Genomic DNA, 25,099 nt, shown 5'->3' with positions numbered 1-25,099 from the left:
CGACCCACGAATCGCTCACTCCCGGTGGGCGGCGAGGTCCGCGATCGAGATCAGCGGCAGTTGGTGGTCGTCGGCGAACGCACGCAGCTCGGGGCCGCGCATCATCGTGCCGTCGTCGTTGACCAGTTCGGCCAGGACGCCGGCTTCCGGCACACCCGCGAGGCGGGCCAGGTCGAGTGCGGCTTCGGTGTGACCACGACGGTCCAGCACGCCGTTCTCCGCGGCGCGCAGGGGGAACACATGCCCCGGCGTGACGAGATCGTCCGCCGAGGCGTGGGGATCGGCCAGGAGACGGATGGTGTGTGCCCGGTCAGCCGCCGACACACCGGTGGTCACGCCACGCCGAGCGTCGACGCTGACGGTGAACGCCGTGCTGAACGGATCGCGGTTGCGTCGGGTCATCTGCGGGATGCCGAGCCGGTCCACCATGGTGGGCGACATCGGCACGCAGACGATGCCGCTGGTGTGGCGGACGATGAACGCCACGTCGTCCGGTGTGATGGTGGCCGCGGCGCAGATGAGGTCGCCTTCGTTCTCCCGGTCCTCGTCGTCGACGACCACGACCAGGCCGCCGGTGCGGAAGACGTCGACGGCCATCCGTGGGGTACGACGACACCCGAGGACCGCGTATCGCCCGCTCGGGTGATTTTCGGCCTTTCTCAAGATTCTTTGCGCGCGTCGGTCCAGCTGCCCGACGATTGGTGTTCATCTCCAAGACAAGACCGGGATTTCTCTGGTTTTGAGTCGGTGGACCGGCGTCGGCGCGGTCGGTTTGTTCAATCTGTTGCTCGAACGCTCGACTGACGTCGTCGACACCGACCGGCGCGAGCCCCGCGTCGATCATGCGAGCGGCCGGCGGCCGCCTGACACTACCGGCTGGTAGATTTTCGGTCGACAACAGGGCATCCGACGCCAGACCGGGGCGACCGTCCGCCATCTCGTCGAATTCGCGTTGTCGCCGGGCCGCGACACCAGGGCCGACACCAAACTCGAACGACAGCGCGTGTCAAAATCAAGGGACGCGTCGGGAGAATTCCGATTCGGGACACGGGCATCGGTCGAAGAGTGCCGCGCACGGCCGATTGTCATGCCTGTTGCACTCCCGAAAACAAGGCGTATGACTTTGTTTGTCAGCTGTTCAAACCCCGACAGGAGAGTCATGAAAGCCGAGATCACATTCAGTGCTCACTGCAGCGCGATGCCGACCATCGCCCTGCCCGGCGCACGCCAGTCCCGGTGGATCATCGTGATCGTGTTGGTCCTGCTGGTCCTTCGGTACGACGAGGCGGCGGTGATCGAGTCGTTCCTCCGGTGACCGCACGGTGTTCCGCCGGGTGTTCATTGAACGAACACCCGGCGGAACGTGTGAAGATCGGCTTCCGGTGCGCTGAGCACCGCGGCACCGCGGGTCTCGAGCCACGCGTGGAACCGATACGGGTCCTCGGCAACCCCCATCACCCAGTCCACCCGGCGTCCGCACAACGCGGCGGTCAGCACGGCGCCGAGCGAGCGTTCGAGGCACGCGGCACGCGCCGGACAGCGTCTCGCTGCCTCGTCGACCGCGAGAAGCATGCCGATGGCCTCCGGCACGGTGGCCTCTGTCCGGCATCGACGGCGAGTCCACGCGACGGTCCGGGTCGTCCAGCGGAACGGCAGTCTCAGCAACAGCAGAGCCAGGACGAGCCCGACATGGGCGCGGATCCGACGCTCCGCCCCTTCGGCCCCGGTCGCGGTCGCGGTCGCGGTGACCACGGTGGACGGACGTGCCGACTCGGCGTCGACGTCGGCCGGCGCGGGCTCCGCCCGCGGTCCGAGCACCACGAGACGGCGGTCGGACAGCGCGGCGAGGAGCGTCTCGGCGTCCTCCCGGATCCGTGGTCGCCACTCCGCCGGATAGCCTGCGGCGATACTGCTCACCGCGTCGTCGAAGTCGCCCGTCCTGCACAGCTCGGTCCACAGTTGTCGCGCCGGTGCGTTCAACGCGTGCCAGCGGCCGGTCCGCAGGTTCAGTACGACACTGCCGCCATGGTCCGCGACGCTGCTGCGCACATGACGGGGAATCCGCACGCTACTCACGGTCACCTCCTCCAGAGCTGGTGGCCTGCTCGATGCCGTCGAGCCACAGGTCGGTGGCCAGTAGTCGGTTGAAGGCGGAGAACGGTGCCCGCAACCCGTCGATCGCGTTCTCGAGCGAGGCCATGACCGGCGCCCTTTCGACCACACCGAGCTCCACCAACCGGAGCCGAGCGACGCGGTTCCTCAGGTTGCCGGACGCGAGCCGTGCGCCTCGGTAGTCCTCCGCCGAGTAGTTGCCCTTGGTCTGTCGTGAGAGGACCGGTGCCGGCACCAGACCGGCCAGCGCACTGGCCAGCAGCGGTTTGAACGCCAGCGGATTCGCGCGCCGCGACGCCGGGATCGACAGACAGGCGCGGATGACCTCGTTGTCGAGGAACGGCGCCTGCGGCCAGACGCCCATCGTCCTGCCGACCTCGTCGAGCTGTCGCTGGACGGCGCCGGCGACCCGGACCTCCCCGATCGCGGCGACGTCGCCCACACCGAGCCCGCCCAGCTCGTGCGTGCCCTCGGCCTTGCACCGCACGAGAGCTGTCAGCTCCCGCCGCATCTCCTGTGTGAGCCAGCCACCTTCGGGGCCCGGTCGCGGCCACCAGGCAATCGCGTCGAGCCATTCGACGCACCTGTCGACCGGGCGGTCCAGCCGACGCGCGAGCGAGCGCAGCGCCCGGTCGACCGTGGTCACCGACAGTCTGGTCGACCTGGCCAGCACTCTGGCGGGAGAGACCTTGCGGATGCGGGCCAACTCCACGCAGTCCCGCCGGAGCCGTCGCAGGGCCCGTTGACGGGCGAGATCGGCGAGATAGCCGGGCGGCGCGACGAGCAGTGCGTCCGCGCCCTCACCGCCGAGGTGGATCCCGGCGCCGGCATTGGCGACCCGGCTGAGTAGTTCCCGCGTCCTGGCATGGACGACCACACCGGCGCCCGGCAGCTCGGTCGCCTCGGCCTGGTCCAGGTCCTGATAGGTCAACGTGCTGTTCGTGCCCCGTACCACCGTGAGCCGCAGTCGTGCGTCCAGGCCGGCGTAGCGCCTCGCGTGGTCGGCGTCGCTCGCCGGCCCCGCCGACTGCTGATAGGTGAAGACGGGCAGTGGGGCGCTCGGCCGATGCCGTGCCGCGAGGAATGCCAATGACGTCGAGTCGAGTCCACCGCTGAAGTCCGATGAGACGCGCGGTGCCGCGTCGACCCGTGCGCGCACGGCGGCGTCGAGCGCTTCCTTCAGCGCGCCGGCGGCATCGGCGAACGACGTCGCCGGATCGGGCGCCAGTGTCTCGTAGGTCCAGGTCGCGTGGTGGCCACCACGCGTGACCCGCAGCGCCTGACCGCCGCCGAGTCGGCTGAGTCCCATGTAGACGGAGCGGTCCTCGGTCAGTATCGGCACATCCGGGCAGATCACCTTCGCCGCCAGTGTCAGCAGGTCCGGCTCAGGTTCGAGGCCGCTCGCCCGCGCCGTCGCCCTCGCGTGCGTGCCGAAAACCGTCTGACCGTCCGCGACCCGGTAGTACAGCGGGTACTGGCCGGCGAGGTCGGTGAACGCGGTGAGGTCGTGTTCTCGGAACACCAGCGTGAGGTAGCTGCCCGGCCATCGGGTGAGCGACCGCGGCCGGTCGGTCGCCAGTGCCCGTTCGAAATCGGCTCGCAGGCGGCGATCGTCCGCGAAGCACTGGCCGACGACAACCAGCCGCCCACCGATGTGCTCGACGGTGCGCAGCTCGCCGGGCCGCCACGATCCCCAGGTGCGCATCGTCGGCGGAGAAACCCCGTCCCGGTCAGGAAAGGAGCCGACCAGCACAGGCGCCTCGCTCATGTCCCTACCAGTAGTACTGGGAGTTCGAATCGGCGTTTCCGCTGGAGGAACTGCCCAGCGTCAGCTCACGCACATGACCGAGATCCGATACCCGGGGCGGCTCGTATGACGGCTCCGTGCCGAGAACGGGGAGATCCGCCGCGCGCGAGTCGGATGCGCCCGCGGGCACGGTTTTCCGTATGCGGAACAGTTTCATGGCTCACACCTTCATGCTTCGACCACCGGAGGAACAGGATCCAGGAGACTTGTCTTCACCGGACGCCGCATAGTAGCGGAACCCATTATCTTCCCGTCGGGACTCGCTGAACAGACAGGAATCGAGACAGTGCCGGCATTCGTCGTGTTTCGGACGCGCCCGTTCCGATGAAAAGTGTTCACCTGAGGACGGTGAGAACAAAATTGATGTCGACGAGTTCCCAAATCGAACGTCGCGACGCCGGGGAGTCGCGCTGAAACGTCGAATTCGATGACGTGCGGCTACGCGACCGCGTCGAGTTGCCGGGCCCGCAGCCCGAGAATGAGCGCACCCTGAGCCTCGGCCAGGCCGTCGAGGTTGCTCAGACGCAGCTGGAACTCGTTTCGGCTGCTGACCGCGCCGGACAACGCGAACCGGCGCAGTTCTTGCGCGCACGGCTCGATCACCAGCTCTTTCCCGGCCGACAGTTCGCCGCCGAGCACGATCAGTCGCGGGTTGATCAGGTTGCACAGCTGGGCGAGTCCCAGCCCGAGCGTCCTGCCCGCGTCGTTGAGGATGCGGCGGCAGGCGGCGTCGCCGGCGTGCGCCTGGTCGATCAGTGAGCGCAGGGCGGTGGGCTGGTCGTGCAGCGTACGTCGCCGCGCCTGCCGGACCTGGGCGAGCAGGGCCTCGGCGCCGATGATGGTGTCCAGGCAGCCGCGGCCGCCGCACAGGCACACCTCGCCGTCACGGTCGATGGTCAGGTGACCAATCTCGCCGGCCATGCCGCGGTCCCCGCGCAGCAGCACGTTGCCGATCATGATGCCGGCACCGATCCCCGTCGAGGCCTTCACGTAGACGACCGTCTCGACGGGTTCGTCCGAACCGTAGATCTGCTCGGCCATCGCCCCGAGGTTCGCGTCGTTGTCGATCGCGACCCGGACCTTGAGGAGATTCTCGAGCTCTTTCGCCGGCTCGTCGGTCTCGGTCCACGGCGGGAGGACCGGGGCGGTGAAGCGCCCGGTCCTCGGATCGATCATCCGGGGGACCGCGATGCCGGCCGACACGATGTCGGCGTGCACCTGCCCGGTCTCCTCGACCACCTCGGCGATCATTTCCCGGATGGAACCGAGAATGTTGGCGAAACCACGGTTGGCACCCTCGTCGCGGCGACGCACCGAGATTGCGGAGAACGGCTGGTCCACCCGGCGTCCGATGACCGCGGTGCGCTGAAATCCGAGGTCGATCCCGAGCGCGACGCCACGCATCGCGCTGAGCCGGACGGTCTGGCCCTTGCGGCGATCCGTGTCGCGGTTGTCATCCACGATCCGCTCGTCGGCCAATTCCTTGACGACACTCGACACGGAAGCCGCGGAGAGTCCCAGTCGGTTCGCGATGCTGACCTGCCGGTCCGCGTTGACCATGATCTCGATGATCGTGTTGCGCCGGTTCTGCTCGCGTACGCCGTTCTTCGGGACCAGGATTTCCCGCGCTTCGAGCATGAGGGCCACTTCCGCGTACGGTTGAGCTTGATATTTAATTCAGCAACGTACAACGGCAGCAGGTTTTCTTCAAATCAAAGAGCGACGGTCTTCGAGTGTCGTAGACCGTGTTGGAACCCGTCGCGTCCTGACTATGCGTGGTTTCTTTTCAACCACGTCGTCACGCGGGCTCCGCTGCTCCGAACGCGCCGGCGGAGGCGGCGAGGGCGGCGGTTCTGGCTGCCTGGTCGGGCAGGTCCGGGTCCGGCGGAGTGCGGAGGAGCACCAGTTGGTGGTACACCGGCGCGGTGGCGGCGATGAGCAGTCGCCGGGCGTCGGTGCGCGGCGGGAGTTCGCCGCGCTGGACGGCCCGGCCGACGATGCTCTCGCAGCGGGCGTACCGGTCCTCCCAGAGCCGCCGTTGGGCGTGTTCGGCCTTCTCTGAGCGGAACGAGGCGGCGATCAGGGCCGCCACGATCGGTGGCTGAGCGGTCAGCGCGTCCTGGATCTCGTGGTTCAGCGCCGTCAGGTCTCCTGTCAGGGAGCCGGTGTCCGGGGGCTGCCAGGCGTCGTCGCCTGCCGCGTCCAGGACGTCGGCGAGCAGGCCGCCGACGTCTCCCCAGCGGCGGTACACCGTCGCGCGGTGCACACCGGCTCGGCCGGCCACGGCCTCCATGGTGAGCCCGTCGTAGCCGTGCTCACCGAGCTCCGCGAGCACGGCGTCGAGCACCCGCGTGCGGGTGCGGGCGGTACGGCCGCCGGGGCGGCGCGCGGGTTCCGGTCGTGTCGTCATCGATGGTCCGGTTTGCTCGGTGGGACTGCGTTGTGACAACCTTAATGCATCAGTTGTCGCATTAGTGACGGAGGCCGCCTGTGCACGCCGACCCGACCGTGGTGCACCCGATGCCGGAGCAGCCGCGGGTGGTGCTGCTGAAACCGCTGGTCACCTCGCCGCTGATCGAGGTCGGCGAGTTCACCTACTACGACGATCCGGATGATCCGACCGCCTTCGAGACCCGTAACGTGCTGTACCACTACGGGCCGGAAAGGCTGGTCATCGGGAAGTTCTGCGCACTCGGCGAGGGCGTGCGGTTCATCATGAACGGCGCCAACCACCGGATGGACGGACCGTCGACGTTCCCGTTCCCGATCATGGGCGGTTCCTGGGCCGAGCACTTCGACCTCGTCACCGGCCTGCCAGGACGGGGCGACACCGTGGTGGGCAACGACGTCTGGTTCGGCTACCGGTCCATGGTGATGCCCGGCGTCCGCATCGGCCACGGCGCGATCGTCGCCTCCGGCTCGGTCGTCGTCGACGACGTCCCCGACTACGGCATCGTCGGCGGCAACCCGGCCAGGCTCATCCGCCGCCGTTTCAGCGACGCGGACGTCGACCGCCTTCTCGCACTGGCCTGGTGGGACTGGCCGCTCGAGCACCTCACCGACCACCTACGCACGATCATGTCCGGAAGCATCGACGACCTGGCGAACGCGGCGCCTCCGCGCTGCCCTTAGGTAGAAGTTGGGCATGGTTGCCGGCACGGGTGGTTGATACCGTCCGTGCATGTCCGTGCTGCGTCCGGAGTTGGACTGGCAGTGGCATCTGGTCCGCCAGTTGGACGAGTTGGGTCCGACGGTTCGGCCGCGGTACCTGCCCGATCCGGCTGGGTTGGCGCAGGTGTCCGGTAGTCGGCTGCTGGACGCCGAGTTCCTGCGTGCGGCGATCATGCGGGCCAGGCCGGCGGAACCGACGACGGGCGATGGCTCACGGGACGACGATCCGCGGATCGGTGTCTCGCGGATGTCACGGTTGTACTGTGCGGCGTTGAACTGTGTCGCGTTGGCGGGGCTCGCCAACGGTGTCGGCATCGACCTGTCGCCCGGCCGATACTCGGTGACCTTCGACAACAACGTGCCGTCGCGGGTGTCGATAGGGCCGGAGTACGAGGGCCGGGAGGTCCTGCGGTGCGCCGAGCGACCGACCTCGTGGCCGGTCAGCGGGCCGGTGGTGGCGACCCTCGACGAGCTGCGCGAATATGTCTATACCAATCTGTACGCCCACAACCTCGGGTTGTTGTTCACCGCGGCGACACGGATGGTGAACGTTCCGGAACGGCTACTGTGGACGAACGCCGCGGAGTGGGTGGCGGTCCTGATGGACGCCGCCATCGAGTACCTCGATCCCAGCAGTGCCGCGCCGTTCGTTGCCGACTGCCAGGCGTTGTTGGCCGCGGACTCGTTGCCGGGAACTGCCGGGCACAATCCGCTGCGGGGCCTGGTGGAGTGGCTGCCCTACGACGGTGGCGAGCCAGCGCACGGCATCCAGACACGGCATCTGTGCTGCATGCTGTACCAGCACAGCGACCGGCACGGCCGGCTGTGCCAGAACTGCCCGCTGCTCCCCCTGCCCGACCGCGCCGCACTGGTCCGCGAACGGCGCGGGACCGGCATGGTGGGGTCGGGAGGCCCAGCCGAGCAGCGGTGCGTCGAGGTGGGCCGCGACCGGATCGCACGCGCGACGAGGAAACGCTCGCGCGGCTACACGGTGTGACGCCGACGTCAGTCGATGCCGCGGAGGACAGTGGGGGCCGACCCGTCGTCCACAGTGTCCTCGTCCAGCCTCGTCGTGTACGTCCACGCCGCGAGGCTCGTCTCACGATCGTCCTGGGGCGTGTCCAGCATCGTGTCGATCCTGTGGATCGATTCCCACCTTTCCTGCGCCATGGTCATCCGCACCTCCTTGTGTCCAGCATGGACTCACGACGCTGGGTGGCGTGCCGCGCATCCAGCATCTGAACACATGCGACACTCACCTCATCGCCGCAACCAATCGGTTCGCTACACCACACCAGCTCCGGATGTCGCGCGGCGCGGAATACGTAACGTTCGCCCGAAAGTGGGCGACATTCGAGCTACCTCCAACTTGGCGGAGTAGACGAACTTCCTTCATGTCACGGTGCTGGGGGGACCCATGACGTCACGCGACTGGACCGACCCCGGCAGCAGCTTCGGCGTCGCCTCAACGATCTTCGCCCTCACCGCGCTCCCAGCCGGGATACTGTTCGGCACGATCAACGGCGACCTCGAGACCGGGATCATCTTCGGCTTTCTGTTCGGTCTCGCCTTCGCCATCTGCATGATCCCCTTCCTGCGCACCAAGCGGGCGACCCTGCACTTCGACAACCGGGTGAGCTTCGAGCAGCGACTCATGGTCGAGATGGCCGCACTGATGTACACCCCGACGGTCATCAACGACAACCTCGTCCACTACGACGCACCAACGACCGGCGTGATGGACGTCGGACCGCTCAAGAACATGAGCGCCGCCCACCTCAACCGCATCGCGGTTCACTTCGACGCGGCCAGCGCCACCGTCATCGGCCCGCGATGGATGGTCGACAAGGTGCTCGGCAAGCTCGGTGGACCGACCACGTGATGTCGAACGGCACACCCGCCGTTGATCGTTCCAGCTGAACAAGGACACGTCACTCCATCGGAGGATTATCCCCACCCGTGTGGGGTACGCGAACGAGGACGCACAGTTTCCCGCGTCTGATCGACGACACCTTCGATTCGTGGAGGACGACATCGTGGCAGGCAAGTTCGAGGTCTACACCGACAGCTCAGGGAAGTTCCGGTTCCGGCTCAAGGCGGGCAACGGCGAGGTCATCGCCTCCGGCGAAGCCTACGAATCCAAATCCGGCGTTCTCAACGGCATAGACTCCGTCAAACGCAACGCCGGCAACGCCGAGATCGTCGACAGCACCCAAGCCTGACCTAGCCCCATATACATCCTGGCCGCACTCCGCCTTCCGTCCTTCGGATGATGGCGCGGGTGCGGCCAGAAGCTTCTTCAGTGCACGGCCAAGGCGCGTTCTAGCGCGGCTCAGCCTGCCGATCCCATGTCGGTTTGCCTCCTGCACCCCGGGATCGGCGTCGGCAGCGGTAGACGCACACCTGAATCAACGGTTGGTCTGACCGTGAACCTGTCCTGGGAATGTCCCGTGTCCATGGTGCGCGGGTGTTTTGCTGGGCGGCAAAGCACAGGATTCTTCATTGAAACTTTCCAGGCAGGAATTGGAGTACACCATGAGTCCAGCTCATTCCCGCCCGTCGAGACGTAAGTCGCTGGGTCTGCTCGCCGTCGCCGCCGCGAGTGGGCTCGCCACGGTGGCCATCGTCGCGTCGAACCAGGCGAGTGCGACGGCGCGCGGGGCCGACTGTGCGGACGTGCACGTGATCACCGCGCGGGGTTCGACCGAGGCACCCGGCGAGGGCAGCACCGGTGCGCTGGTGACGCAGATCGTGAACACGAGCGACCAGACCCTGAGCCGGGCGGCGGTCGACTACCCCGCCACGCTCACCAACTACGCGAACAGTTCCGCGCAGGGCGTGTCCGCGCTGACGACGCAACTCACCAATCAGGTGCGGGAGTGCCCCGACCAGAAGATCGTGCTGGCTGGCTTCTCCCAGGGCGCACACGTGGTGCTCGACGTCCTCGGTGGCGGCGGGGGCGGTGTGCTCGGCACGGCAACGCCACCGATCTCCTCGTCGATCGCGCGGCACGTCACCGCGGTCACGACGTTCGGCGACCCTCGGCACGTGGTGGACCAGCCGTTCGAGGTCGGCACCTCGACACGTGACGGCCTGTTCCCCCGCTCAGCCGACCAACTGCGGACGCTCGCCGGTTTCGCGGACCGGATCCAGGCCTTCTGCGACTCCGGCGACACGTTCTGCGACAGAGGTCTGAACATCGCCGTGCACTCCACCTACCTGCGCCGCCGCCAAGACGACGCCGCGACCTTCGTCCTCGACAAGATAGGCGGCTGAGGCGCGCACGCCAACATCGCCATCGGTTCGGCCAGTTCCGCTGGCACGCCGCCGAGGTCGGGGACGTCCGCTACCGCCGCCTCGCCCAGTGTTTCGACGAGCACCCGCCGGGTGTAGGGAAATGCGTCGTCCCGTCGATTCCTGGCCGCGGCGAGATCAGGGACGAGACGTTCTTCCTCCACCTGGAAATCCTGGGCCGAATCGACCGCACGATCACGAAAACGGTGGCCCGTAAAAGCGGGACACCGTTTTCGCACCGGTCATTTCGGCACAGCCGGCCTCAGGGTTGGTGGAGTGTGACCTGGAAGTGGAGTGGCTCGGTGGTGGGGTGGTAGTCGAGGGTGGTGCAACAGGGTCGACAGGGCGGTGCGGAGGGCGAGGCGGGCGGCGTCCCAGCCGGTGGTGTCGGCGATGTCGGCGTAGGCGCGGGGTTTGACGAGTTCGAGGTAGTCGTCGCAGAACAGCCAGAAGAACCGTTCGGTGACCTCCAACGCCGTGGTGTACTCGAACGCCTCCAACGCCGTCGTGGCGTGGGTGATGACGATGTCGAGTTGGGTGAGCATCGCCCGGTCCAACGGGTCGCCCACCACCGCCCCCTCCCCCGGGCTGCGGGAAGCTGAGCACGAACCGCACAGCCGCGCCCGGCCTGCGGGTGGGGGTGCTCGGACCGCTCGGCGAAATGACCACCTGCCGCGATTGAAGATCAGGCGTTCAGCCATGTCGCGATCGCGTTCAGTGCCGCGGTTTTCAGTTCGACCGGGGCGGCGGAGCCGTTGACGGAGGCTGTCGCCACCGCCGCGAGTTGCTCATCGCTCAGTCCGAGCACCGAACGGGCAATCTCGTACTCGCGGAGAAGATCGGTCTCGAAAAGCAGTGAGTCGTCGGTGTTGAGCGTGCATCGGACGCCCGCGTCAAGCAACCTCGGCAACGGGTTCGCCTCGACCGGGTGGTAGACGCCGAGCAGGGCGTTGCTCGTCGGGCAGACGTCGAGTGTCGTGCCACGCGCCGCGAGCTCCTCGACGAGAACAGGATCGTCGATGGCACGTACCCCGTGCATCACACGGTCGGCGCCGAGAACCTCGAGCGCGTCGCGAACCGACTGCGGCCCGGCGATCTCACCGGCATGCGGGACCGACAGCAGACCGGCCTCACGCGCGATGTCGAACGGCCGCCCGAACCATGCCGCCGGAGCGGCTGCCTCGTCACCGTCCAGTCCGAACCCCACGACGCCATCGCCGGCGAGTTCGGCGGCGACGGTGGCCACGGTGGCCGCGTCGTCGACACCGACGCCGCGGTTGGCGGCGGCGATGAGCCCGAACCCGACACCCAACTCGCCGGAGGCGGCACGACCGGCGTCCAGGACCGCGGTGACCGCGGCCCGGTAGTCACCCAGCCGGCCCGCGAACAGCCCCGGCCACACGGAAAGCTCAAGCCAGACCACACCAGCGGCCTGGGCATCCTCGACGATCTCCCGCACAGCACGCCGAACGTCGGCCTCGTCCCGCAGACACGCCGCCGCGGCCGCGATGGTCTCCATGAAATGGCCGAACGAGCCGTATCCCGTCGGCCGGGGAACCTCGCGACCCTCCTCCCGGGCGATCTCCTCGACGGTCGACCGGCGCAGCGAGCCATCGAGATGCAGGTGCAGATGGGCCTTGGGCAGGTCCACCAACGAGCGCGTACCGATCCGGTCACATGCGGTCACTCAACCACCCCCATACGACGACGACATCATCCGACACGTATGCCAAAGTCCTCGTGAATCCGAGCCTTCTTCAGTAGCGGTGCGGTGCGGCGTCACCGTTCGGCGTCGATGTCGCCCCCAGCAGTCGCCGTGCGTTCTCGGAACCGGTTCTGACCTCGCAGTACCGTCTCCGGGAGGACGTGACGCGGAAGCGTTGACGCCAGCCCCGGACGGCCGCTCCAGCCCCTCCGGCACCGTCGCCACAAGCGTTTCATGAGCTTTGATCGTCGATTCCGGTTTTCTACGCTGGCCGCCTGAGACAGAAGCCAACCGGATCGGAGGCCCACGTGAGTGCTGACGTAGCGGCCGAACCGGTCACCGACGTATACGACAGCTCGCTCGCCGAGCTGTTCCTGGCTCAGGTACGCCGCCACGCGGACCGGCCTGCGATCGCCGACGCGGATGGACAGCTCAGCTACGCCGAACTCGGCTCGCTCGTCGAGCGGTTCGCTCGCGGGCTGCGGCACCTCGGACTGCCCGAGGGCGCGGTTGTCGGGGTGGCGGGCGGGCGCGGCGGGGACGCGGTCGTCGCGATCCTGGGCGCGGCGTGCGCCGGGCTCACGTACGTGCCGTTGGACCCGTCGCTGCCCGCCGACCGGTTGCGCCGCATGCTGACCGACAGCGGCTCGACAGCGGTGATTCGGCTGCCTGGCGCGACTGTGTCTGATGTTCGCTCCGCAAGCTCCGCGAAGACCGTCGACGGGCCGGTGTTCGAGTTCGCCGACGTGCTCGACGCCGGTCGCTCAGGCTCCAACTGTCCGACGCCGAGCGCCACGGTTCCCGCCTACGTCATGTTCACGTCCGGCACCACCGGCCGCCCGAAGGCCGTCGCGATCCCGCAGCGGGGTGTGGCACGGCTGTCGATCGACAACGGCTTCGCGGACATCGAGCCGGCGGACCGCGTGCTGCACGTGTCGTCGCTGTCCTTCGACGTCTCCGTTTTCGAAATATGGGTGACGCTGCTGAACGGCGCCTGCCTGGTGCCGGCCGCCTCGGACGTGTTGCTGTCCGCGCCCGCCCTGCAGGCGCTGCTGACACGGGAGCGGATCAGTGTCCTGCTCCTGACCACCAGCATCTTCCACAACATGGCCGCCGCGCGGCCCGAGTTGTTCGCCGGACTGCGGTACGCGATCACCGCCGGCGAGGCGTTGCAGGCGGAGGCCGCCCGCCGGGTGCTCGAACACGGCCGCCCTGCGCATCTCGTCAACGCCTACGGTCTGACCGAGATCGCCTGCTTCTCGACCGCGTACGAGGTCACCGACGTGCCACCGGACGCGGTCAGCGTGCCGATCGGGGTGCCCATCTCGGACACCACCTGCTACGTCGTGCGCCCCGATGACAGCCTCACGGCGGACGGCGAGGACGGCGAGCTGTGCATCGGCGGTGGCGGCGGCGCGACCGGTTACCTGAACGCGCCGGAGGCGAACTCCGCTCGCTTCGTCAGCCTCCCGTTCGGCCCCGGCGGCCAGCCTGTTCCGGTCTACCGCACCGGTGACATCGTCCGCCGCCGCCCCGATGGCGTGCTGGAGTTCGTCGGCCGCCGCGACGATCAGGTCAAGATCCGGGGTTTCCGGGTCGAACCCGGTGAGACCTGTGCCGTCCTCACCTCCCACCCCGGTGTCGGGGACGCCGCTGTGGTGGTCAGAGGAGAGGGCGGCACCCGCGTGCTGGCGGCTTACGTGACGACCGACGGCGGGTCGGACGCCCGGGAACTGCTCGCCTTCCTGCGTGACCGGCTGCCCCACTACCAGGTGCCGGCCACCGTGACAGTGCTCGACCGGCTGCCGGTGACGGCGAGCGGCAAGCTGGACCGCGCCGCGCTGCCGTCGCCGACGGCGCCCTCCTCCGGCGGCTCCGGATCAGTCGCCGAAACGGTGGCCGGGGTCTGGGCCTCGACCCTGCCGGCCGGTCAGGCCGAACCGGACGACGACTTCTTCGACGGCGGCGGCAACTCGCTCCTGGCCGTCCAACTGGTCGCGAAGGTCCAGGAGCAGCTGGGGATCGACGACGAGCACAACTACCTGTTGGTCACCAGCCTGCTGAACGAGCCGACCATGCGCGCGTTCACCGCGACCGTCGAGGACATCCGGCGCGCCGGCACGGCAACCCGCGTCGGTCCAGTCGACCGCTGGCGGCCCGACGTCGAATGGGACGTCCCGCGAGTCACCCACGCCGGCCCCGAACCGAACTGGCGCGACCCGCGACAGGTGTTTTTGACCGGTGCGACCGGCTTCCTCGGCGCACACCTGCTCCGTGAGCTGCTCGACCGGACCGACGCCCGGATCCACGCACTGGTCCGGGGACGCGATGTCGCACTCGCGCAGCGCCGCCTCGCCGACGCGCAGCGCCGCTACGGGATCCACCGGCCGCTGCCAGAACATCGGGTGCGGCCCGTACTGGGCGACCTCACCAAGCCGAGGCTCGGTATGGGCGAAGCCGAATGGGAACAGGAAGCCGCCGACGCCGACGTAATCCACCACTGCGGTGCCGAGGTCAACTTCCTCTACCCGTACGAGAAACTGCGGACCGCCAACGTGTTCGGCACGCAGGAGGTGCTGCGCCTCGCGGCACGCAGGGCGGTCCCGGTGCACCACGTGTCCACCATGTCGGTGGTGCACGGCATGGGTGTGGCGGGTGTCCGGCTGGTCACCGAGGACACGCCGCTGGACAACGTCGAACTGCTCGGCATGGGCTACTGGGAGAGCAAGTGGGTCGCCGAGGAAATGGTGCGTGCCGCGGCCGCCGCCGGCCTGCCGGCGGTGATCCACCGGCCGCACGAGATCTCCGGTCACACCGAGGGATTCGCCTGGGGCAGCGGAGTGGCGTTGTGCGAGCTGTTCCGGCTCATCACCGAACTCGAGCTGGCGCCGGATCTCGACCTGGCTCTCAACCTGGTCCCTGCCGACTACGTCGCCGGCGCCATCGTCCACCTTGGACTGCGCCAGCCCGCGAAGGGCCAGACCTACCACCTGGTCAACCCGCGTGAGGCGCTGCTGGGCGACATGGTCGACCGCCTACGCGTGCACGGCCACCGCATCCGCACCGTCGACTACCAGTCCTGGACCGAGGCCATGCTCGCCTATCTGGCCGACCGTCCGGGCCACCCGTTCACCCCACTGACCCAGCTGTACACCCAACGAGTCACCCCCGACATCACCATCCAGGAAATGTCCTGCACGCGGATCTCACCGAAGCTGGACCGAAGCCGGCTGGACGCGGACCTGGCCGGCAGCGAGCTGGTCTGTCCGCCGGTGGACCGGGAGCTGCTCGACGGTTATGTCGGGTACTTCCACGACTCCGGCTTCATCCCCGCCCTCGAAAGGGCCGACCATGCTTGACGTCCAGGTGGATCTGACCGACCCGAGGACCTTCATCCCCGAGCCGCCGTACCAGGCGTGGGCGGCGATGCGCCGCCAGGACGGCCTGGCGTTCCAGGAACGCCGCAACGCCCCGGGCTTCTTCTCGGTCACCCGCTACCACGACGTCGACTCGGTCGCCCGCGACGCGACCAACTACAGCTGCGAAAGCGGCATGACACTGGACACCGCTCTCGGTTCGCAAGATCCGGCCGCCGGCAAGATGGTCGAACTGACCGACCCGCCCCGTCACCGGCGGCTGCGCAAACTGGTCAGCAGTGGCCTGAACCGCTCGGTGGCCAACAGCATGGCTGGTGCCCTGCGCTGGCGCGTGGACACCTGGGTCGCCGACGCCGTACGGGCCGGCGCGGTGGACTTCGTCGAAGCGGTCAGCGAACGGGTGCCGTCCGCGGCCACCGGTTTGCTGCTGGGCCTGCCAGAGTGGGAATGGGACAAGCTGGCCGATCGGGCGAGCCGAGCCCTGTGCAGCTCACTCAGCCACGAGGATGAGGAAGTCGGCGACCTGTCCGCCCGCAGACGCTCCACGGCCACGGCGAACGGCCAACTGCTGGTGCATCTGGCCGGCCTGCTCGACCACGCCGAACTTGCCGACGACGGGCTGATCCGGCGGCTGCTGGACGCGGAGATCGACGGCGAACGGCTGACCCGCGAGGAGGTGCTGCTGAACTGTCTCAACCTGGCCATCGCCGGCAACGAGACCACCAAGAACGCCACCACCGGCGGCCTGGTCGCGTTCAGCCGAAACCCGGACCAGTGGCAGCTGTTGCGCCGGCGGCCGGAACTGCTGGACTCGGCGGTGGAGGAAATCCTGCGCTACACCTCACCGATTCAGCACGTGACGCGCACCGTCCTCCGGCCGGGAACACTGGGCGGCACCGACCTGAAACCAGGCGACCTACTCTGCGTCTGGGTGGCGTCAGCCAACCGCGACGAGGAGATCTTCACGGAGCCGGACGCGTTCCGCATCGACCGCGATCCCAACCCCCACCTGGCCTTCACCGCCGGCAAGCACTTCTGCCTCGGCGCGTCCCTGTCCCGCCTGCAGATCCGCCTGGTGTTCGAGTCCCTGCTGTCCCGCGTCGAGTCCATCGGGCTGCTCGGCCCCCCGATCCGCAGACCGACCAACCTGGTCACCGCGTACGCGAGCCTCCCGGTCGAGTTGACGGAATGAACCTCGATCTCGCGCGGGCGCGTGCGGACACACCTGGCGTGGACCACGTCGCGCACCTGAACAACGCCGGCGCCAGCCTCGCACCGAAGGCCGTCGTCGACGCGGTGGTGGACCATGTGCGGCTGGAGAGCGAGGTGGGCCCCTACGAGGCCGCCGAGCGCAGCCACGAGGCCGTCGAACGCGGGCACACCGCTGTCGGTGCTCTGCTCAACTGCCACAGCGAGGAAGTCGCCCTGTTCGACAGCGCCTCGCGGGCCTGGGGAATGGCACTGGCCAGCGTTCCGCTGCGGGCCGGCGACCGCGTGCTCACCTCGCCGATGGAGTACGGCAGCTGTTACCTCTCCCTGCTGCACCTGGCCACCCGCCGCGGGGTGCGGGTGGAGGTGTTGCCCGTGGACGCCAACGGTCTGGTGACCGTGGAGGAGCTGCGGGCAAGGCTGGACGACCGCGTGAAGCTGATCGTGATGACCCACGTGCCGACGCACGACGGTCTGGTCTACCCGGTGGCGATGATCGGCCAGGTGGCGCGTCAGCACGGGATCCCGTTCCTGGTCGACGCCTGCCAGTCGGTTGGTCAGATGCCCGTCGACGTCGAGGAGATCGGCTGCGACATGCTCGCGGGTTCCGGCCGGAAGTACCTGCGTGGGCCGCGCGGCACCGGTTTCCTGTTCGTTCGCAGGGAGTTCGCCGAGCAGCTCTCGCCGGTCATGGTCGGCCTGGATGGCGTCGGGTGGGCCGCCGAAGGCTACCGGCTCGCGCCCGCCGCCCGCCGGTTCGACACCTGGGAGACCAACTGCGCGGCCCGCATCGGACTCGGCGTCGCCATCGACTACGCGCTGAGCTGGGGAGTGGAAAACACCTGGCCGCGAATCCGGCAGCTGGCGGAGGATTTGCGCGCGGACATCGCCAGCATCCCGGGAGTGACGGTGCACGACCGAGGCCAGGAACGATGCGGCACCGTCGCCATCACCGTGCGGGGCTGGGACGCGGCGTCGGTCCGGGCGGAGCTGCATCGGGCCGGCATCAACACGTGGGTGTGCCTGGCGAACTCCGCATGCGTCGACATGCGGAAGCGGGGCCTCGACAGCCTCTTGCGGGTCTCGGTGCACTACTACAACTCGGCGGAGGAGTTGGCCCGCCTGTGCACGGTCCTCGACTCACTGACCGTCGGCCGACCGGTGCGAGCGGTCTCATGACGGGATCAGGTCGCGTCGCGATTCGGTCGTCGCGTCGTCGGAGATAGCCGGGTCCAGCCGACCGCGGCGAGAAGCACGACGGTGATCACGATCAGCGAGGTCCACACGTCGTCCTCCCCCGCTTCCCCCAACATCGCTCGCACCGTCACGTTCGCGAGGATCTCCCCGATGAGGAAACTCGCGGCACCGCCGCCGATCAGGAACCCGGCGGCACCGACGACGACGGAGACGGTGCGACCCGCGCTCGCCGGTACGAGTCGGGCGACTCCGGCGCACAGCACGCCGACAAGCACGCCGTCGACGACGACACCGAGTATGACCCCATAGCCGAAGCTTTCCAGGACGATGGTGACGCTTCCACCGGTGAAGGCGACGACGCCGAGCACGGCGGCGAACGCCAGCAGCACCTCGACCGCCCTCCGCCAGCCAACCGGCCTTCCCCTGCCGTCGCGGGTTGTGATGACCTTGGTGTGCTGCCGGACCGGCAGCTGGACCGGTGTCGTCGACGCGTCGGCCGGCACGCCGGCCATGGCCAGCGCCTCGGGGACAGTCGGCCTCGTGGCCAGGTTCTTGTCCAGCAGCCCGGTGATGACCCGGGTCAGCGGCCCGGCTCGCCGCGGCACCGGAGCCGGATCCAGCAGGACCGCGGACAATGTCGCGGTCGGGCTCCCACGGTGGAACGGCGAGACGCCCTCGACGGCCTGGAAGAGGGTCGCGCCCAAGGAGAACAGGTCGCTGGCCGGGAGCCCGTCGGTGCCACGAAGGCGTTCTGGGGCTGTGTACTCCGGCGAGCCGACGACCATCCCGGTAGCGGTCAGGGCGGTGTCGGTGTCGTGGACCGCCGTCCCGAAATCGGTGAGCAGAACCCGTCCGTCCTCGGCGAGCATGACGTTGGCCGGCTTGATGTCGCGGTGCACGACACCTTCCCGGTGTGCCGCGCCGATCGCCGCCAGCAACGCCACCGCGATGGTGGCGACCCTGTCCACCGGCAGCGGTCCGTGCGTCCTGAGGTGCTCGTCCAGCGAACGGCCGTCGATCAGGTCCATCACGATCCACGGCAGACCGTCCTCGACGACGATGTCGTGGATCGCGACGATGTTCTTGTGCATGCGCAACCGGGCGGCGTTGCGCGCCTCACGCGTCGCGCGAGCCAGCCGCTCGGCCTGCTCCGCCGGTGACATCCCCGGCAGCAAGCGCAGTTCCTTGATCGCCACGTCGACGTCCAAGGTCTCGTCACGAGCCCGCCAGACCCGCCCGAACCCGCCGGACCCCAACTCGGCGACCAACCGGTAACGTCCGCCAACCACGTGACCGACCCGCGTCGATGTCATGGCCACTCCCGCTCCGTTGGCACGACGGTTGATCACCGATTCCCGGGATATGTTTCTACACTGGGGGAATGTCTGAAGCCGTACCGGCCGCGCTGCGCGGAGGGGTGCGTGCGCGGCGCGTCGGGTGGCGGGTGCGGCTGGCTCCAGCGCTGACCGAAATGGTGGCCGACTGCGCTGGCATGGTGGGCTTCGTGTGGGCACTTCTGGCGCCAATGGTGGGGGTCGTCTGGATTTGTGCCTCGGTGTACGACAAAGGCCGGCTGTTACTGGAAGCCACCGTGGCGCTGCCCGTACTGCAGGCGGTGGGCGCGCTGCTTATCGGAGTACCGGTGGCCGTCACTTTGAATCTGAGCGGGTCGCTCCGGTGGCTGGAGTTGCGGCCACTGGCGACTCCGACCCGTATCGTGCTGCGGTTGTGGTGCCGGCGCCACGTCGTACCGGTCGCCGAGCTCACCGAGGTGGTGGTGCGGGAGCGGCGCCGACACGGCCGGCTCGCCCGTATCGACGTCGACTTGGTTACCGGTGGCCGGACCGAGACCTGTCGCGGAGGCGAGCTCAGCCCGTTGCGGCGGGTCGACTCACGGGCGCTGGCCGGGTGGCTCAGCGAACTGCTCAGCCCGGCCGGTGTGCCGGTCCGGCACGAGTTCGTCGTCGTGGAGCAACGGATCGTCCGGCAGTGGTGGCCAGCCAAACGGGTGGCCGCGGCCTGGAACGTGCAGGTCGATCAGGTGCCCGAACTGGCCGCGCGCTGGGAGATCCGCACAGCGGACCGGTCGGGCACGCCGGTGTACCGGTCGCTGGATGTCGAGCAGCGAGCCGTGCAGGTGAAAAGCCTCTGACTTCACGACGATCGCGGAACGTTCCACCCACCCTGTCGCAACCGTCGACGCCGCCCCCTCGTCCCAGCGACCCGAGGTGACCGACGGAAGGGGATCGAACTGTGGACGACAGCGACGGGGACCGGCCGAGGAACCCGCACCACGTGGCGTTGCGCCGAGCGACAGGGCTGCTGTTGGCGGCCGTGCCGATCCTTGCTGTCCTCGGCGCCGTCATGACCGTCAACGAGTTCTCCTGTAGCAGCTACCCGAGCCTGCCGATCTGCTCGAAGGGGATGCAGGCCCTTGTCTCGGTCCTGCCTGCCTGCGGCGCCGCCGCCGGTGTGCTGGTGTGCCTCGTGGCCGGCGGGTTGGCGGTGCGGCACCAACGCACGCCGCACCCGTGGATCGCGCTCGCACTGGTGCCGCCGGTCGCGTCGGTGATGGTCGCGTTCGGGCTCGCCAGCACGGGGGTGCGGTCGGCGGACGCGACCACGGCGGCGGACACGCGCCCCGCTCCGGTGCCGGCCGCGCCGCGCACGCGGACCTGGATGTGGCACGCGCCAGAAGGCCTGACGGTCCACGAGGTGGTCCCGGCGGGCGCCGGGGTGGTCGTCGAGGTCGAGGACGGGGTGATCGCGCTGGACGGCGTGACCGGACGGGAACGATGGCGCTACCGGGTCGCCGGCGCGAACGTGGGGCTCGCGGCGGTCACCCCGGACGGTGACACGCTCACCCTCAACATCGTGCCGCGCGAGAGCGGTGACGAGATTCGCGTGCTCGTGCTGGACGCGACGACCGGGACGGTCATCCTCGACAAGACCGGCGATCCGTGGAGCTTCGTCGACAGCTACTCCTCGAGGGTGCTGACCGACCACGTGCTGGTCGGCGTGGCCGAGCCGGTACGCGCCTTCGACCCGAGGACCGGAGAGCCCCGGTGGGAGTACACACCGCCGGCGGAGTGCAAGGTATGGGACGAGCAGCCGCCGGCCATGGCCGGCGCCGGTGTCGTGACGGTGGGCATGGTGTGCGGGCCCGACAAGCCGCCGGTGCGGATCCCGAGCAACCCTGAGCCCGTCACCGTCACCGTGGTCGGCCTCGACGAGCGCACCGGCCAGCAGCGTTGGCAGCACACGCGGGACGGCGTCCTGGTGGCCAAGCTCGTGCCCGCCGGTGACGGCTCGGCTGTGTTCCTCCAGTGCGACGGCTTCGGCGCCCTGCTTGACCCCGCGACGGGCGCGACGGTGCTCGACGCACCGGGAACGGACGCGGACCGCGTCATCGGCGCCACGAACGAGTGGCTGGCCACGACGTCCGGGGACACCACCACCTACACGCTGACCCGACCGGACTCAGGTCCCATCACCCTGCGACTACCTGGCGGCTTCCGGGAAGCCGCCACAGCGACCGACGCCCGGGTCTACGCGCTCCTGGCCAACGGCGACGACGACCTGACCGTCATCACACAACCCTGGACCGGCGCGGACAGGTCGACGGTCAAGGTGCCACGCCCCGATGAGCAGGACACGGACCTGAAGGAGGTCGAACACGACCTGGTGCCCGCTCCCGGCGCCATCGTCATCTTCAAGCCCGACGGCACCACCGTCACCGGCGTGGGCTGAGACGCGCCACTAGCCGCTGGTCTCCTTGGGAACGGTCCGCCACGTGGGAGCCGCGGATACGCCCTGATCACGCAGGTCGACCAGGACCGGCCGGGTGCGTTCCCACAGCAGCCGGACGATCTCCTCGAGCAAGTCCGCCAGCACGAGCGCCCCTCGCACCAGGTCGAGCGTCGCCGGGTCGCCCTTGGCCATCTGCGGCAGGACGTCGCGTAGGCGTTGCTTGCGCAGACCAGCCGGTGGATGAGAGCCGAGCTGGCGGGCGTTCTCGTCGCCGGTCTGCAGAAGGGCGACAGCCCGGTCCATCACGTCGACCGCGTCGAAGAACAGGCAACTACCCGCGAAGGCAACGGGAAGAGTCTGACGCTCGTGTTCGATGAGCGCGTTGATCGACAGGTGTGTGCCGAGCTCGTCCGCGTGGGCTTCCTGCTGCCATGAGTACGCCAGGGTCTCGACATCGGTTGCCGGCAACACGCCCGCGCGGGAGGTGGTCGTGTCCAGGTGGCCCAGCAGGACATGCGCGTATTCGTGGCCGAGAACGAAGTACGAGATCGAGGTGGACAGCTGACGGGCAAGGGGGTACCGGTCTGGCGGCAGCCGAGTGCCGACCGACATGATTCGGCCCATGACGGTGTAGGACCCGACGAGAGCCGCGAATGTGCCGACTACCGTCGCGTCGGCGGCGATTCGTTCGGCCACGGCCGCTGCGCGTAAGCCGAACTGGACCTCGCCGTCGGCTCCGTCCGGATCACGAGGGAGGGCCCAGACGATCGCGTCCGCGAGTATGTGGATGAAGGCGAGCATCTGGTCCTCGAAGAGCACCAGATAGGCGTCCGACCGACCCGGTACAGGCAAGCTCACGGCGTTGAGTTGTCCGGTACGCAGGTACCCCACCAAAGGAGAGTCGAAATCGGCGCCCCCGGCTCGGGCGGCCGCGGTCCGCTCGATGTTGGCCTGCATCCGGGCCAGATGCTCGGCAAGGGCACCGTCGATGTCGCGCAGGCGGTCGGTGACCCCCTGCTTCCACTGTTCCCGAAACAGCGGGTCCCGGCGTTGCTCAGGTGGGATGCTTTCCCGCAGGAACTGGTCGACGACGTCCTTCGCACGAGCCGCGTCGACCCAGCCGAAAGAGGGATCGGTCTGTGCCCGGAGCTGGTCGAGAAAACGCTGTGCCTCCTCGCGAGCGGTCATTCTCCTTCGCCTGGCGCGGGGATGTCGGCTGTCTCGACCGTGACGCCGGGACCGAACCTCTCCGTCACGGACTGGGCGATCTGCTCGGCGCCGCTGTCGCCTCCGGCGACGAGTTCGGGCAGGGTGGAGATCACCTTGCCGAACATGCCTTCCGGTTCCTTGACCTCCACGGTCACCTTGCCATCCGCGGTGACGATGACGACCGTCCCGTACACCACATCCGAGGTGCGGTAGAACGCCTTCGGCGCACCCGGCCGCAGATCGATCACCTGACCGCCCTTGCGCTGCTCCAGGATGTGCAGCACGGCGCCGACGGCGGCAGCCGCACCCAACAGGACCAGGGTCACCGTGGCGATGGGTTCGATGCCGCGACGCGGGACCTGTTCCACCTCGACACCGTGCTCCGCCGCCAGCGTGCGAGCAGCAGGTACCTGGGACGGGTCGAGAACCACAACGGCCCGCGTCTGCTGTAACTCGGTCACCTTGACTCCCTGCGATGCGAGGTAGATCCTGATCCGAGCATTCTCCCTGGCCATCAAGATGCCGCGGAACGATTGCACCCAAACGTGTGACGGGCGGAGCGGGGTCGTGCGGCATGCCGTAGCGCACGTCGGGGCCGACGCCCCGGCCCAATTCTCCCGTTTCACATCGCGTACCGCCATTTGCCAAACCGAGGGTGATCTGCACAAAATGGTCGCGAATGAACAGCGGGCGACTGGCTCGACATATTACCGAAAGACGCCGCGGATTATTCCGCAACACGATTCGGCGACCCGATCTCGTGATCATCCTTTTCGGGATTACTTTTCAGTATTCCACCACGGCCGGTATCGGAACGCGGGTGACGACTAGGCCAACTGGCGCCGCCATCACTCATTTGGCCTAGCGGGCGGTTGCCCGCGAGTGATTGCCATGAGCCTCGGGTCGATCCGTACGCGAGCCTGCCAGAGCATCTACCAGCGCAAATAGCAGAACGGGTTACCACCTGCACCTGAGTGCGGAATAATCGTCGAGGACGATTATTCGTATCGCGACTTCTGGGGAGGGTGAATTGATCATGCACGGCAAGATCACGGAGAGAGTGTCGGCGAGCGCAACCGACGGCGAGTGGGTTCGGACCGGCAAGTGCACGCCCAACAACAACTGCGTGGAACTCCGGTTCGGCGGTGACGTTGTCACGGTTCGGGACTCGAAGAATGTGGACAGTGCCGTCCTGACGTTCCACCGGGACCAGTGGAATATTTTCCTGGGGCGTCACGTCGGCTAAACTTGGATGTTGTCGGTGTCCCTCACGCGCACGTGCGAGGGATGTCGACAACGCGGGGGGTGGACGTGGCTCGAGAGATCGTCGTCTGCCTCGACCTCTCGAGTGGGCGCGAGAGTCCTTCGAGTGACGAGGTGGGTAGGGTCGAATGGCAAGTGACGCGGCGAAGCGATTACAACTGGGCCATGAGTTAGCCGCGGCGCGGAACGCGGCGGGCATGACGCAGCACCGCGCTGCCGCGGGACTGGGGTGCACTCAGTCCAAGATCAACAAGATCGAGAACACCACCTGCATGGTGAGCTCCAAAGATCTCAACGACCTCCTCCGTCTGTACGCTCCACCGGACGACCAGCACGAGCGGATCCTCGTGCTCGCGGCTCAGAGCGGCCCCGGCCCGTCGGCCGGAACGCAGGCGAACAGCGAGTACCTGAAACTTCTCGCACTCGAACGCACGGCGACCGAGGTGCTGTCGCTGCATGCCGAACGGATCCCCAACCTGCTGCAGTCCGAGCACTACATGCTCATGCAATACCAGGCAGCCGGCCAGTCCGTGGACATCGCCAAGATCCTGCAAGCCAGACGGGAACGCGAGCACCAGCTGTTCATGAGCGTCCGGCCGCCGCGCTACCGGGCCCTGTTCAGCGTGTCGGCGCTGCACCGCATGCCAGGGGGACGAACCGCGGAGCTGGTCATCGACCAGGCACAGCACCTGCTCGCCCTGGCCGACTGGTATTCGGACGATCTGTCCATTCAGGTTGTCCCGTGGGAGGCGCAGCTCGCGTTCCTGCCGCACGACCTCATTGTGCTCAGATTCGACGACTCGACCGAGAACCAGATCTATCGTGAGTACGGTGTCGGCGAGAGCAGGCTGTACAAGGGTAAGAAGCAGGTCTCCGAGCACATCGGATACTGGACAATGGTCCACGAAGCCGCCCTGAGCGTCGACGAGACCCGTAAATTCCTGCATACCCTTATTACCGAAGCCCGCACATGGTAATGACGTGTTCCTAGTATGCACGTCTTTC

Annotated in this window: 25 protein-coding genes; 13 read left to right on the top strand and 12 right to left on the bottom strand. The window is 68.1% G+C overall.

Annotated features, from left to right (window positions below):
* Window positions 1–15 precede the first annotated feature (15 nt).
* Window positions 16–597 (bottom strand): 3,4-dihydroxy-2-butanone-4-phosphate synthase, encoded by a 582-nt coding sequence (gene ribB / locus VF106_RS20995; protein WP_414639037.1) that lies wholly within the window; start codon window positions 595–597, stop codon window positions 16–18.
* A 562-nt stretch (window positions 598–1,159) separates the two neighbouring features.
* Here ribB and VF106_RS20990 point away from each other — a divergent pair.
* Window positions 1,160–1,315 carry a hypothetical protein gene (locus VF106_RS20990; protein WP_330841467.1) on the top strand — a complete coding sequence of 52 codons (156 nt, stop codon included), beginning with the start codon at window positions 1,160–1,162 and terminating at the stop codon, window positions 1,313–1,315.
* Between the two features lie 23 nt (window positions 1,316–1,338).
* Here the strand turns inward: VF106_RS20990 and VF106_RS20985 are convergent, their stop codons facing one another.
* The 5 genes from VF106_RS20985 to VF106_RS20965 all read right to left on the bottom strand — a co-directional run bounded on the left by VF106_RS20985 (window position 1,339) and on the right by VF106_RS20965 (window position 6,329).
* Entirely contained in the window at window positions 1,339–2,076 is a 738-nt protein-coding gene (locus VF106_RS20985; protein ID WP_330841466.1) for a lasso peptide biosynthesis B2 protein, read from the bottom strand.
* On the bottom strand, window positions 2,069–3,880 hold the full coding sequence (locus VF106_RS20980; protein WP_330841465.1) for an albusnodin/ikarugamycin family macrolactam cyclase: 1,812 nt from the start codon (window positions 3,878–3,880) through the stop codon (window positions 2,069–2,071). The genes VF106_RS20985 and VF106_RS20980 overlap by 8 nt, the downstream gene beginning before the upstream one ends.
* Window positions 3,881–3,884: 4 nt before the next feature.
* A complete protein-coding gene (locus tag VF106_RS20975) occupies window positions 3,885–4,076 on the bottom strand; it encodes a lasso RiPP family leader peptide-containing protein (protein ID WP_330841464.1) in 192 nt (63 codons plus the stop codon).
* 281 nt (window positions 4,077–4,357) lie between these two features.
* Window positions 4,358–5,557: an ROK family protein gene (locus VF106_RS20970; protein WP_330841463.1), complete on the bottom strand. Its 1,200-nt coding sequence runs from the start codon at window positions 5,555–5,557 to the stop codon at window positions 4,358–4,360.
* A gap of 160 nt (window positions 5,558–5,717) precedes the next feature.
* Window positions 5,718–6,329: a TetR/AcrR family transcriptional regulator gene (locus tag VF106_RS20965; protein ID WP_330841462.1), complete on the bottom strand. Its 612-nt coding sequence runs from the start codon at window positions 6,327–6,329 to the stop codon at window positions 5,718–5,720.
* Window positions 6,330–6,439: 110 nt separating this feature from the next.
* Here VF106_RS20965 and VF106_RS20960 point away from each other — a divergent pair, with 110 nt between their 5' ends.
* Together VF106_RS20960 and VF106_RS20955 are read left to right on the top strand one after the other, a co-directional pair.
* A complete protein-coding gene (locus tag VF106_RS20960; RefSeq protein WP_414639038.1) occupies window positions 6,440–7,051 on the top strand; it encodes a CatB-related O-acetyltransferase in 612 nt (203 codons plus the stop codon).
* 49 nt (window positions 7,052–7,100) lie between these two features.
* Window positions 7,101–8,087 carry an IucA/IucC family C-terminal-domain containing protein gene (locus VF106_RS20955; RefSeq protein WP_330841460.1) on the top strand — a complete coding sequence of 329 codons (987 nt, stop codon included), beginning with the start codon at window positions 7,101–7,103 and terminating at the stop codon, window positions 8,085–8,087.
* A gap of 8 nt (window positions 8,088–8,095) precedes the next feature.
* Here the strand turns inward: VF106_RS20955 and VF106_RS20950 are convergent, their stop codons facing one another.
* Window positions 8,096–8,266 (bottom strand): hypothetical protein, encoded by a 171-nt coding sequence (locus VF106_RS20950; protein WP_330841459.1) that lies wholly within the window; start codon window positions 8,264–8,266, stop codon window positions 8,096–8,098.
* 241 nt (window positions 8,267–8,507) lie between these two features.
* Between VF106_RS20950 and VF106_RS20945 the strand changes: the two genes are divergently transcribed.
* From VF106_RS20945 to VF106_RS20935, 3 genes are all read left to right on the top strand, one after another.
* Entirely contained in the window at window positions 8,508–8,972 is a 465-nt protein-coding gene (locus VF106_RS20945; protein WP_330841458.1) for a hypothetical protein, read from the top strand.
* A gap of 139 nt (window positions 8,973–9,111) precedes the next feature.
* The gene (locus VF106_RS20940; protein ID WP_330841457.1) at window positions 9,112–9,312 is read left to right on the top strand and encodes a YegP family protein; all 201 of its coding nucleotides are present in this window, start codon (window positions 9,112–9,114) and stop codon (window positions 9,310–9,312) included.
* 313 nt (window positions 9,313–9,625) lie between these two features.
* Window positions 9,626–10,366: a cutinase family protein gene (locus VF106_RS20935; RefSeq protein WP_330841456.1), complete on the top strand. Its 741-nt coding sequence runs from the start codon at window positions 9,626–9,628 to the stop codon at window positions 10,364–10,366.
* A gap of 260 nt (window positions 10,367–10,626) precedes the next feature.
* On the opposite strand, the gene VF106_RS20930 is transcribed toward VF106_RS20935, so the two are convergent.
* Both VF106_RS20930 and add read right to left on the bottom strand, forming a co-directional pair.
* Complete coding sequence (locus tag VF106_RS20930; RefSeq protein WP_330841455.1) at window positions 10,627–10,953, bottom strand: class I tRNA ligase family protein; 327 nt, start codon at window positions 10,951–10,953, stop codon at window positions 10,627–10,629.
* A 116-nt stretch (window positions 10,954–11,069) separates the two neighbouring features.
* Window positions 11,070–12,071: an adenosine deaminase gene (add, locus tag VF106_RS20925; RefSeq protein ID WP_330841454.1), complete on the bottom strand. Its 1,002-nt coding sequence runs from the start codon at window positions 12,069–12,071 to the stop codon at window positions 11,070–11,072.
* Between the two features lie 326 nt (window positions 12,072–12,397).
* Here add and VF106_RS20920 point away from each other — a divergent pair, with 326 nt between their 5' ends.
* The 3 genes from VF106_RS20920 to VF106_RS20910 are packed head-to-tail and all read left to right on the top strand — an operon-like array spanning window position 12,398 to window position 17,854.
* Window positions 12,398–15,448, top strand: a complete 3,051-nt coding sequence (locus tag VF106_RS20920) for an amino acid adenylation domain-containing protein (RefSeq protein ID WP_330841453.1) — start codon at window positions 12,398–12,400, stop codon at window positions 15,446–15,448.
* On the top strand, window positions 15,441–16,658 hold the full coding sequence (locus tag VF106_RS20915) for a cytochrome P450 (RefSeq protein ID WP_330841452.1): 1,218 nt from the start codon (window positions 15,441–15,443) through the stop codon (window positions 16,656–16,658). The genes VF106_RS20920 and VF106_RS20915 overlap by 8 nt, the downstream gene beginning before the upstream one ends.
* Window positions 16,655–17,854, top strand: a complete 1,200-nt coding sequence (locus tag VF106_RS20910) for an aminotransferase class V-fold PLP-dependent enzyme (protein WP_330841451.1) — start codon at window positions 16,655–16,657, stop codon at window positions 17,852–17,854. The genes VF106_RS20915 and VF106_RS20910 overlap by 4 nt, the downstream gene beginning before the upstream one ends.
* Window positions 17,855–17,859: 5 nt before the next feature.
* Here the strand turns inward: VF106_RS20910 and VF106_RS20905 are convergent, their stop codons facing one another.
* Window positions 17,860–19,185 carry a serine/threonine-protein kinase gene (locus tag VF106_RS20905; protein ID WP_330841450.1) on the bottom strand — a complete coding sequence of 442 codons (1,326 nt, stop codon included), beginning with the start codon at window positions 19,183–19,185 and terminating at the stop codon, window positions 17,860–17,862.
* Window positions 19,186–19,253: 68 nt separating this feature from the next.
* Here VF106_RS20905 and VF106_RS20900 point away from each other — a divergent pair, with 68 nt between their 5' ends.
* Both VF106_RS20900 and VF106_RS20895 read left to right on the top strand, forming a co-directional pair.
* Complete coding sequence (locus VF106_RS20900; protein ID WP_330841449.1) at window positions 19,254–20,024, top strand: hypothetical protein; 771 nt, start codon at window positions 19,254–19,256, stop codon at window positions 20,022–20,024.
* A 101-nt stretch (window positions 20,025–20,125) separates the two neighbouring features.
* Window positions 20,126–21,622, top strand: coding sequence for a BamB-related PQQ repeat family beta-propellar protein (locus tag VF106_RS20895; protein WP_330841448.1), 1,497 nt, complete (start codon window positions 20,126–20,128; stop codon window positions 21,620–21,622).
* A 9-nt stretch (window positions 21,623–21,631) separates the two neighbouring features.
* On the opposite strand, the gene VF106_RS20890 is transcribed toward VF106_RS20895, so the two are convergent.
* Both VF106_RS20890 and VF106_RS20885 read right to left on the bottom strand, forming a co-directional pair.
* Complete coding sequence (locus tag VF106_RS20890) at window positions 21,632–22,810, bottom strand: M48 family metalloprotease (protein ID WP_330841447.1); 1,179 nt, start codon at window positions 22,808–22,810, stop codon at window positions 21,632–21,634.
* Window positions 22,807–23,292, bottom strand: coding sequence for a hypothetical protein (locus VF106_RS20885; RefSeq protein WP_330841446.1), 486 nt, complete (start codon window positions 23,290–23,292; stop codon window positions 22,807–22,809). The genes VF106_RS20890 and VF106_RS20885 overlap by 4 nt, the downstream gene beginning before the upstream one ends.
* Before the next feature lie 575 nt (window positions 23,293–23,867).
* Here VF106_RS20885 and VF106_RS20880 point away from each other — a divergent pair.
* Together VF106_RS20880 and VF106_RS20875 are read left to right on the top strand one after the other, a co-directional pair.
* The gene (locus VF106_RS20880) at window positions 23,868–24,077 is read left to right on the top strand and encodes a DUF397 domain-containing protein (RefSeq protein WP_330841445.1); all 210 of its coding nucleotides are present in this window, start codon (window positions 23,868–23,870) and stop codon (window positions 24,075–24,077) included.
* A gap of 145 nt (window positions 24,078–24,222) precedes the next feature.
* Window positions 24,223–25,071, top strand: a complete 849-nt coding sequence (locus VF106_RS20875) for a helix-turn-helix domain-containing protein (protein WP_330841444.1) — start codon at window positions 24,223–24,225, stop codon at window positions 25,069–25,071.
* The last annotated feature ends 28 nt before the right edge of the window (window positions 25,072–25,099 follow it).

Source organism: Actinophytocola sp. (assembly GCF_036378875.1).
In the GTDB taxonomy this organism is placed as follows: domain Bacteria; phylum Actinomycetota; class Actinomycetes; order Mycobacteriales; family Pseudonocardiaceae; genus Actinophytocola.
Note: the sequence above shows the minus strand (reverse complement) of the source record. Positions and strands in the feature narration are given on the sequence as shown.

What these genes read in the sequence shown, in the direction of transcription:
- ribB (WP_414639037.1), bottom strand. Translation starts at nt 597, where the DNA reads ATGGCCGTCGACGTCTTCCGCACCGGCGGCCTGGTCGTGGTCGTCGAC.
- VF106_RS20990 (WP_330841467.1), top strand. Translation starts at nt 1,160, where the DNA reads ATGAAAGCCGAGATCACATTCAGTGCTCACTGCAGCGCGATGCCGACC.
- VF106_RS20980 (WP_330841465.1), bottom strand. Translation starts at nt 3,880, where the DNA reads ATGAGCGAGGCGCCTGTGCTGGTCGGCTCCTTTCCTGACCGGGACGGG.
- VF106_RS20975 (WP_330841464.1), bottom strand. Translation starts at nt 4,076, where the DNA reads ATGAAACTGTTCCGCATACGGAAAACCGTGCCCGCGGGCGCATCCGAC.
- VF106_RS20970 (WP_330841463.1), bottom strand. Translation starts at nt 5,557, where the DNA reads ATGCTCGAAGCGCGGGAAATCCTGGTCCCGAAGAACGGCGTACGCGAG.
- VF106_RS20965 (WP_330841462.1), bottom strand. Translation starts at nt 6,329, where the DNA reads ATGACGACACGACCGGAACCCGCGCGCCGCCCCGGCGGCCGTACCGCC.
- VF106_RS20960 (WP_414639038.1), top strand. Translation starts at nt 6,440, where the DNA reads ATGCCGGAGCAGCCGCGGGTGGTGCTGCTGAAACCGCTGGTCACCTCG.
- VF106_RS20955 (WP_330841460.1), top strand. Translation starts at nt 7,101, where the DNA reads ATGTCCGTGCTGCGTCCGGAGTTGGACTGGCAGTGGCATCTGGTCCGC.
- VF106_RS20950 (WP_330841459.1), bottom strand. Translation starts at nt 8,266, where the DNA reads ATGACCATGGCGCAGGAAAGGTGGGAATCGATCCACAGGATCGACACG.
- VF106_RS20945 (WP_330841458.1), top strand. Translation starts at nt 8,508, where the DNA reads ATGACGTCACGCGACTGGACCGACCCCGGCAGCAGCTTCGGCGTCGCC.
- VF106_RS20935 (WP_330841456.1), top strand. Translation starts at nt 9,626, where the DNA reads ATGAGTCCAGCTCATTCCCGCCCGTCGAGACGTAAGTCGCTGGGTCTG.
- VF106_RS20915 (WP_330841452.1), top strand. Translation starts at nt 15,441, where the DNA reads ATGCTTGACGTCCAGGTGGATCTGACCGACCCGAGGACCTTCATCCCC.
- VF106_RS20910 (WP_330841451.1), top strand. Translation starts at nt 16,655, where the DNA reads ATGAACCTCGATCTCGCGCGGGCGCGTGCGGACACACCTGGCGTGGAC.
- VF106_RS20905 (WP_330841450.1), bottom strand. Translation starts at nt 19,185, where the DNA reads ATGACATCGACGCGGGTCGGTCACGTGGTTGGCGGACGTTACCGGTTG.
- VF106_RS20900 (WP_330841449.1), top strand. Translation starts at nt 19,254, where the DNA reads ATGTCTGAAGCCGTACCGGCCGCGCTGCGCGGAGGGGTGCGTGCGCGG.
- VF106_RS20890 (WP_330841447.1), bottom strand. Translation starts at nt 22,810, where the DNA reads ATGACCGCTCGCGAGGAGGCACAGCGTTTTCTCGACCAGCTCCGGGCA.
- VF106_RS20880 (WP_330841445.1), top strand. Translation starts at nt 23,868, where the DNA reads ATGCACGGCAAGATCACGGAGAGAGTGTCGGCGAGCGCAACCGACGGC.
- VF106_RS20875 (WP_330841444.1), top strand. Translation starts at nt 24,223, where the DNA reads ATGGCAAGTGACGCGGCGAAGCGATTACAACTGGGCCATGAGTTAGCC.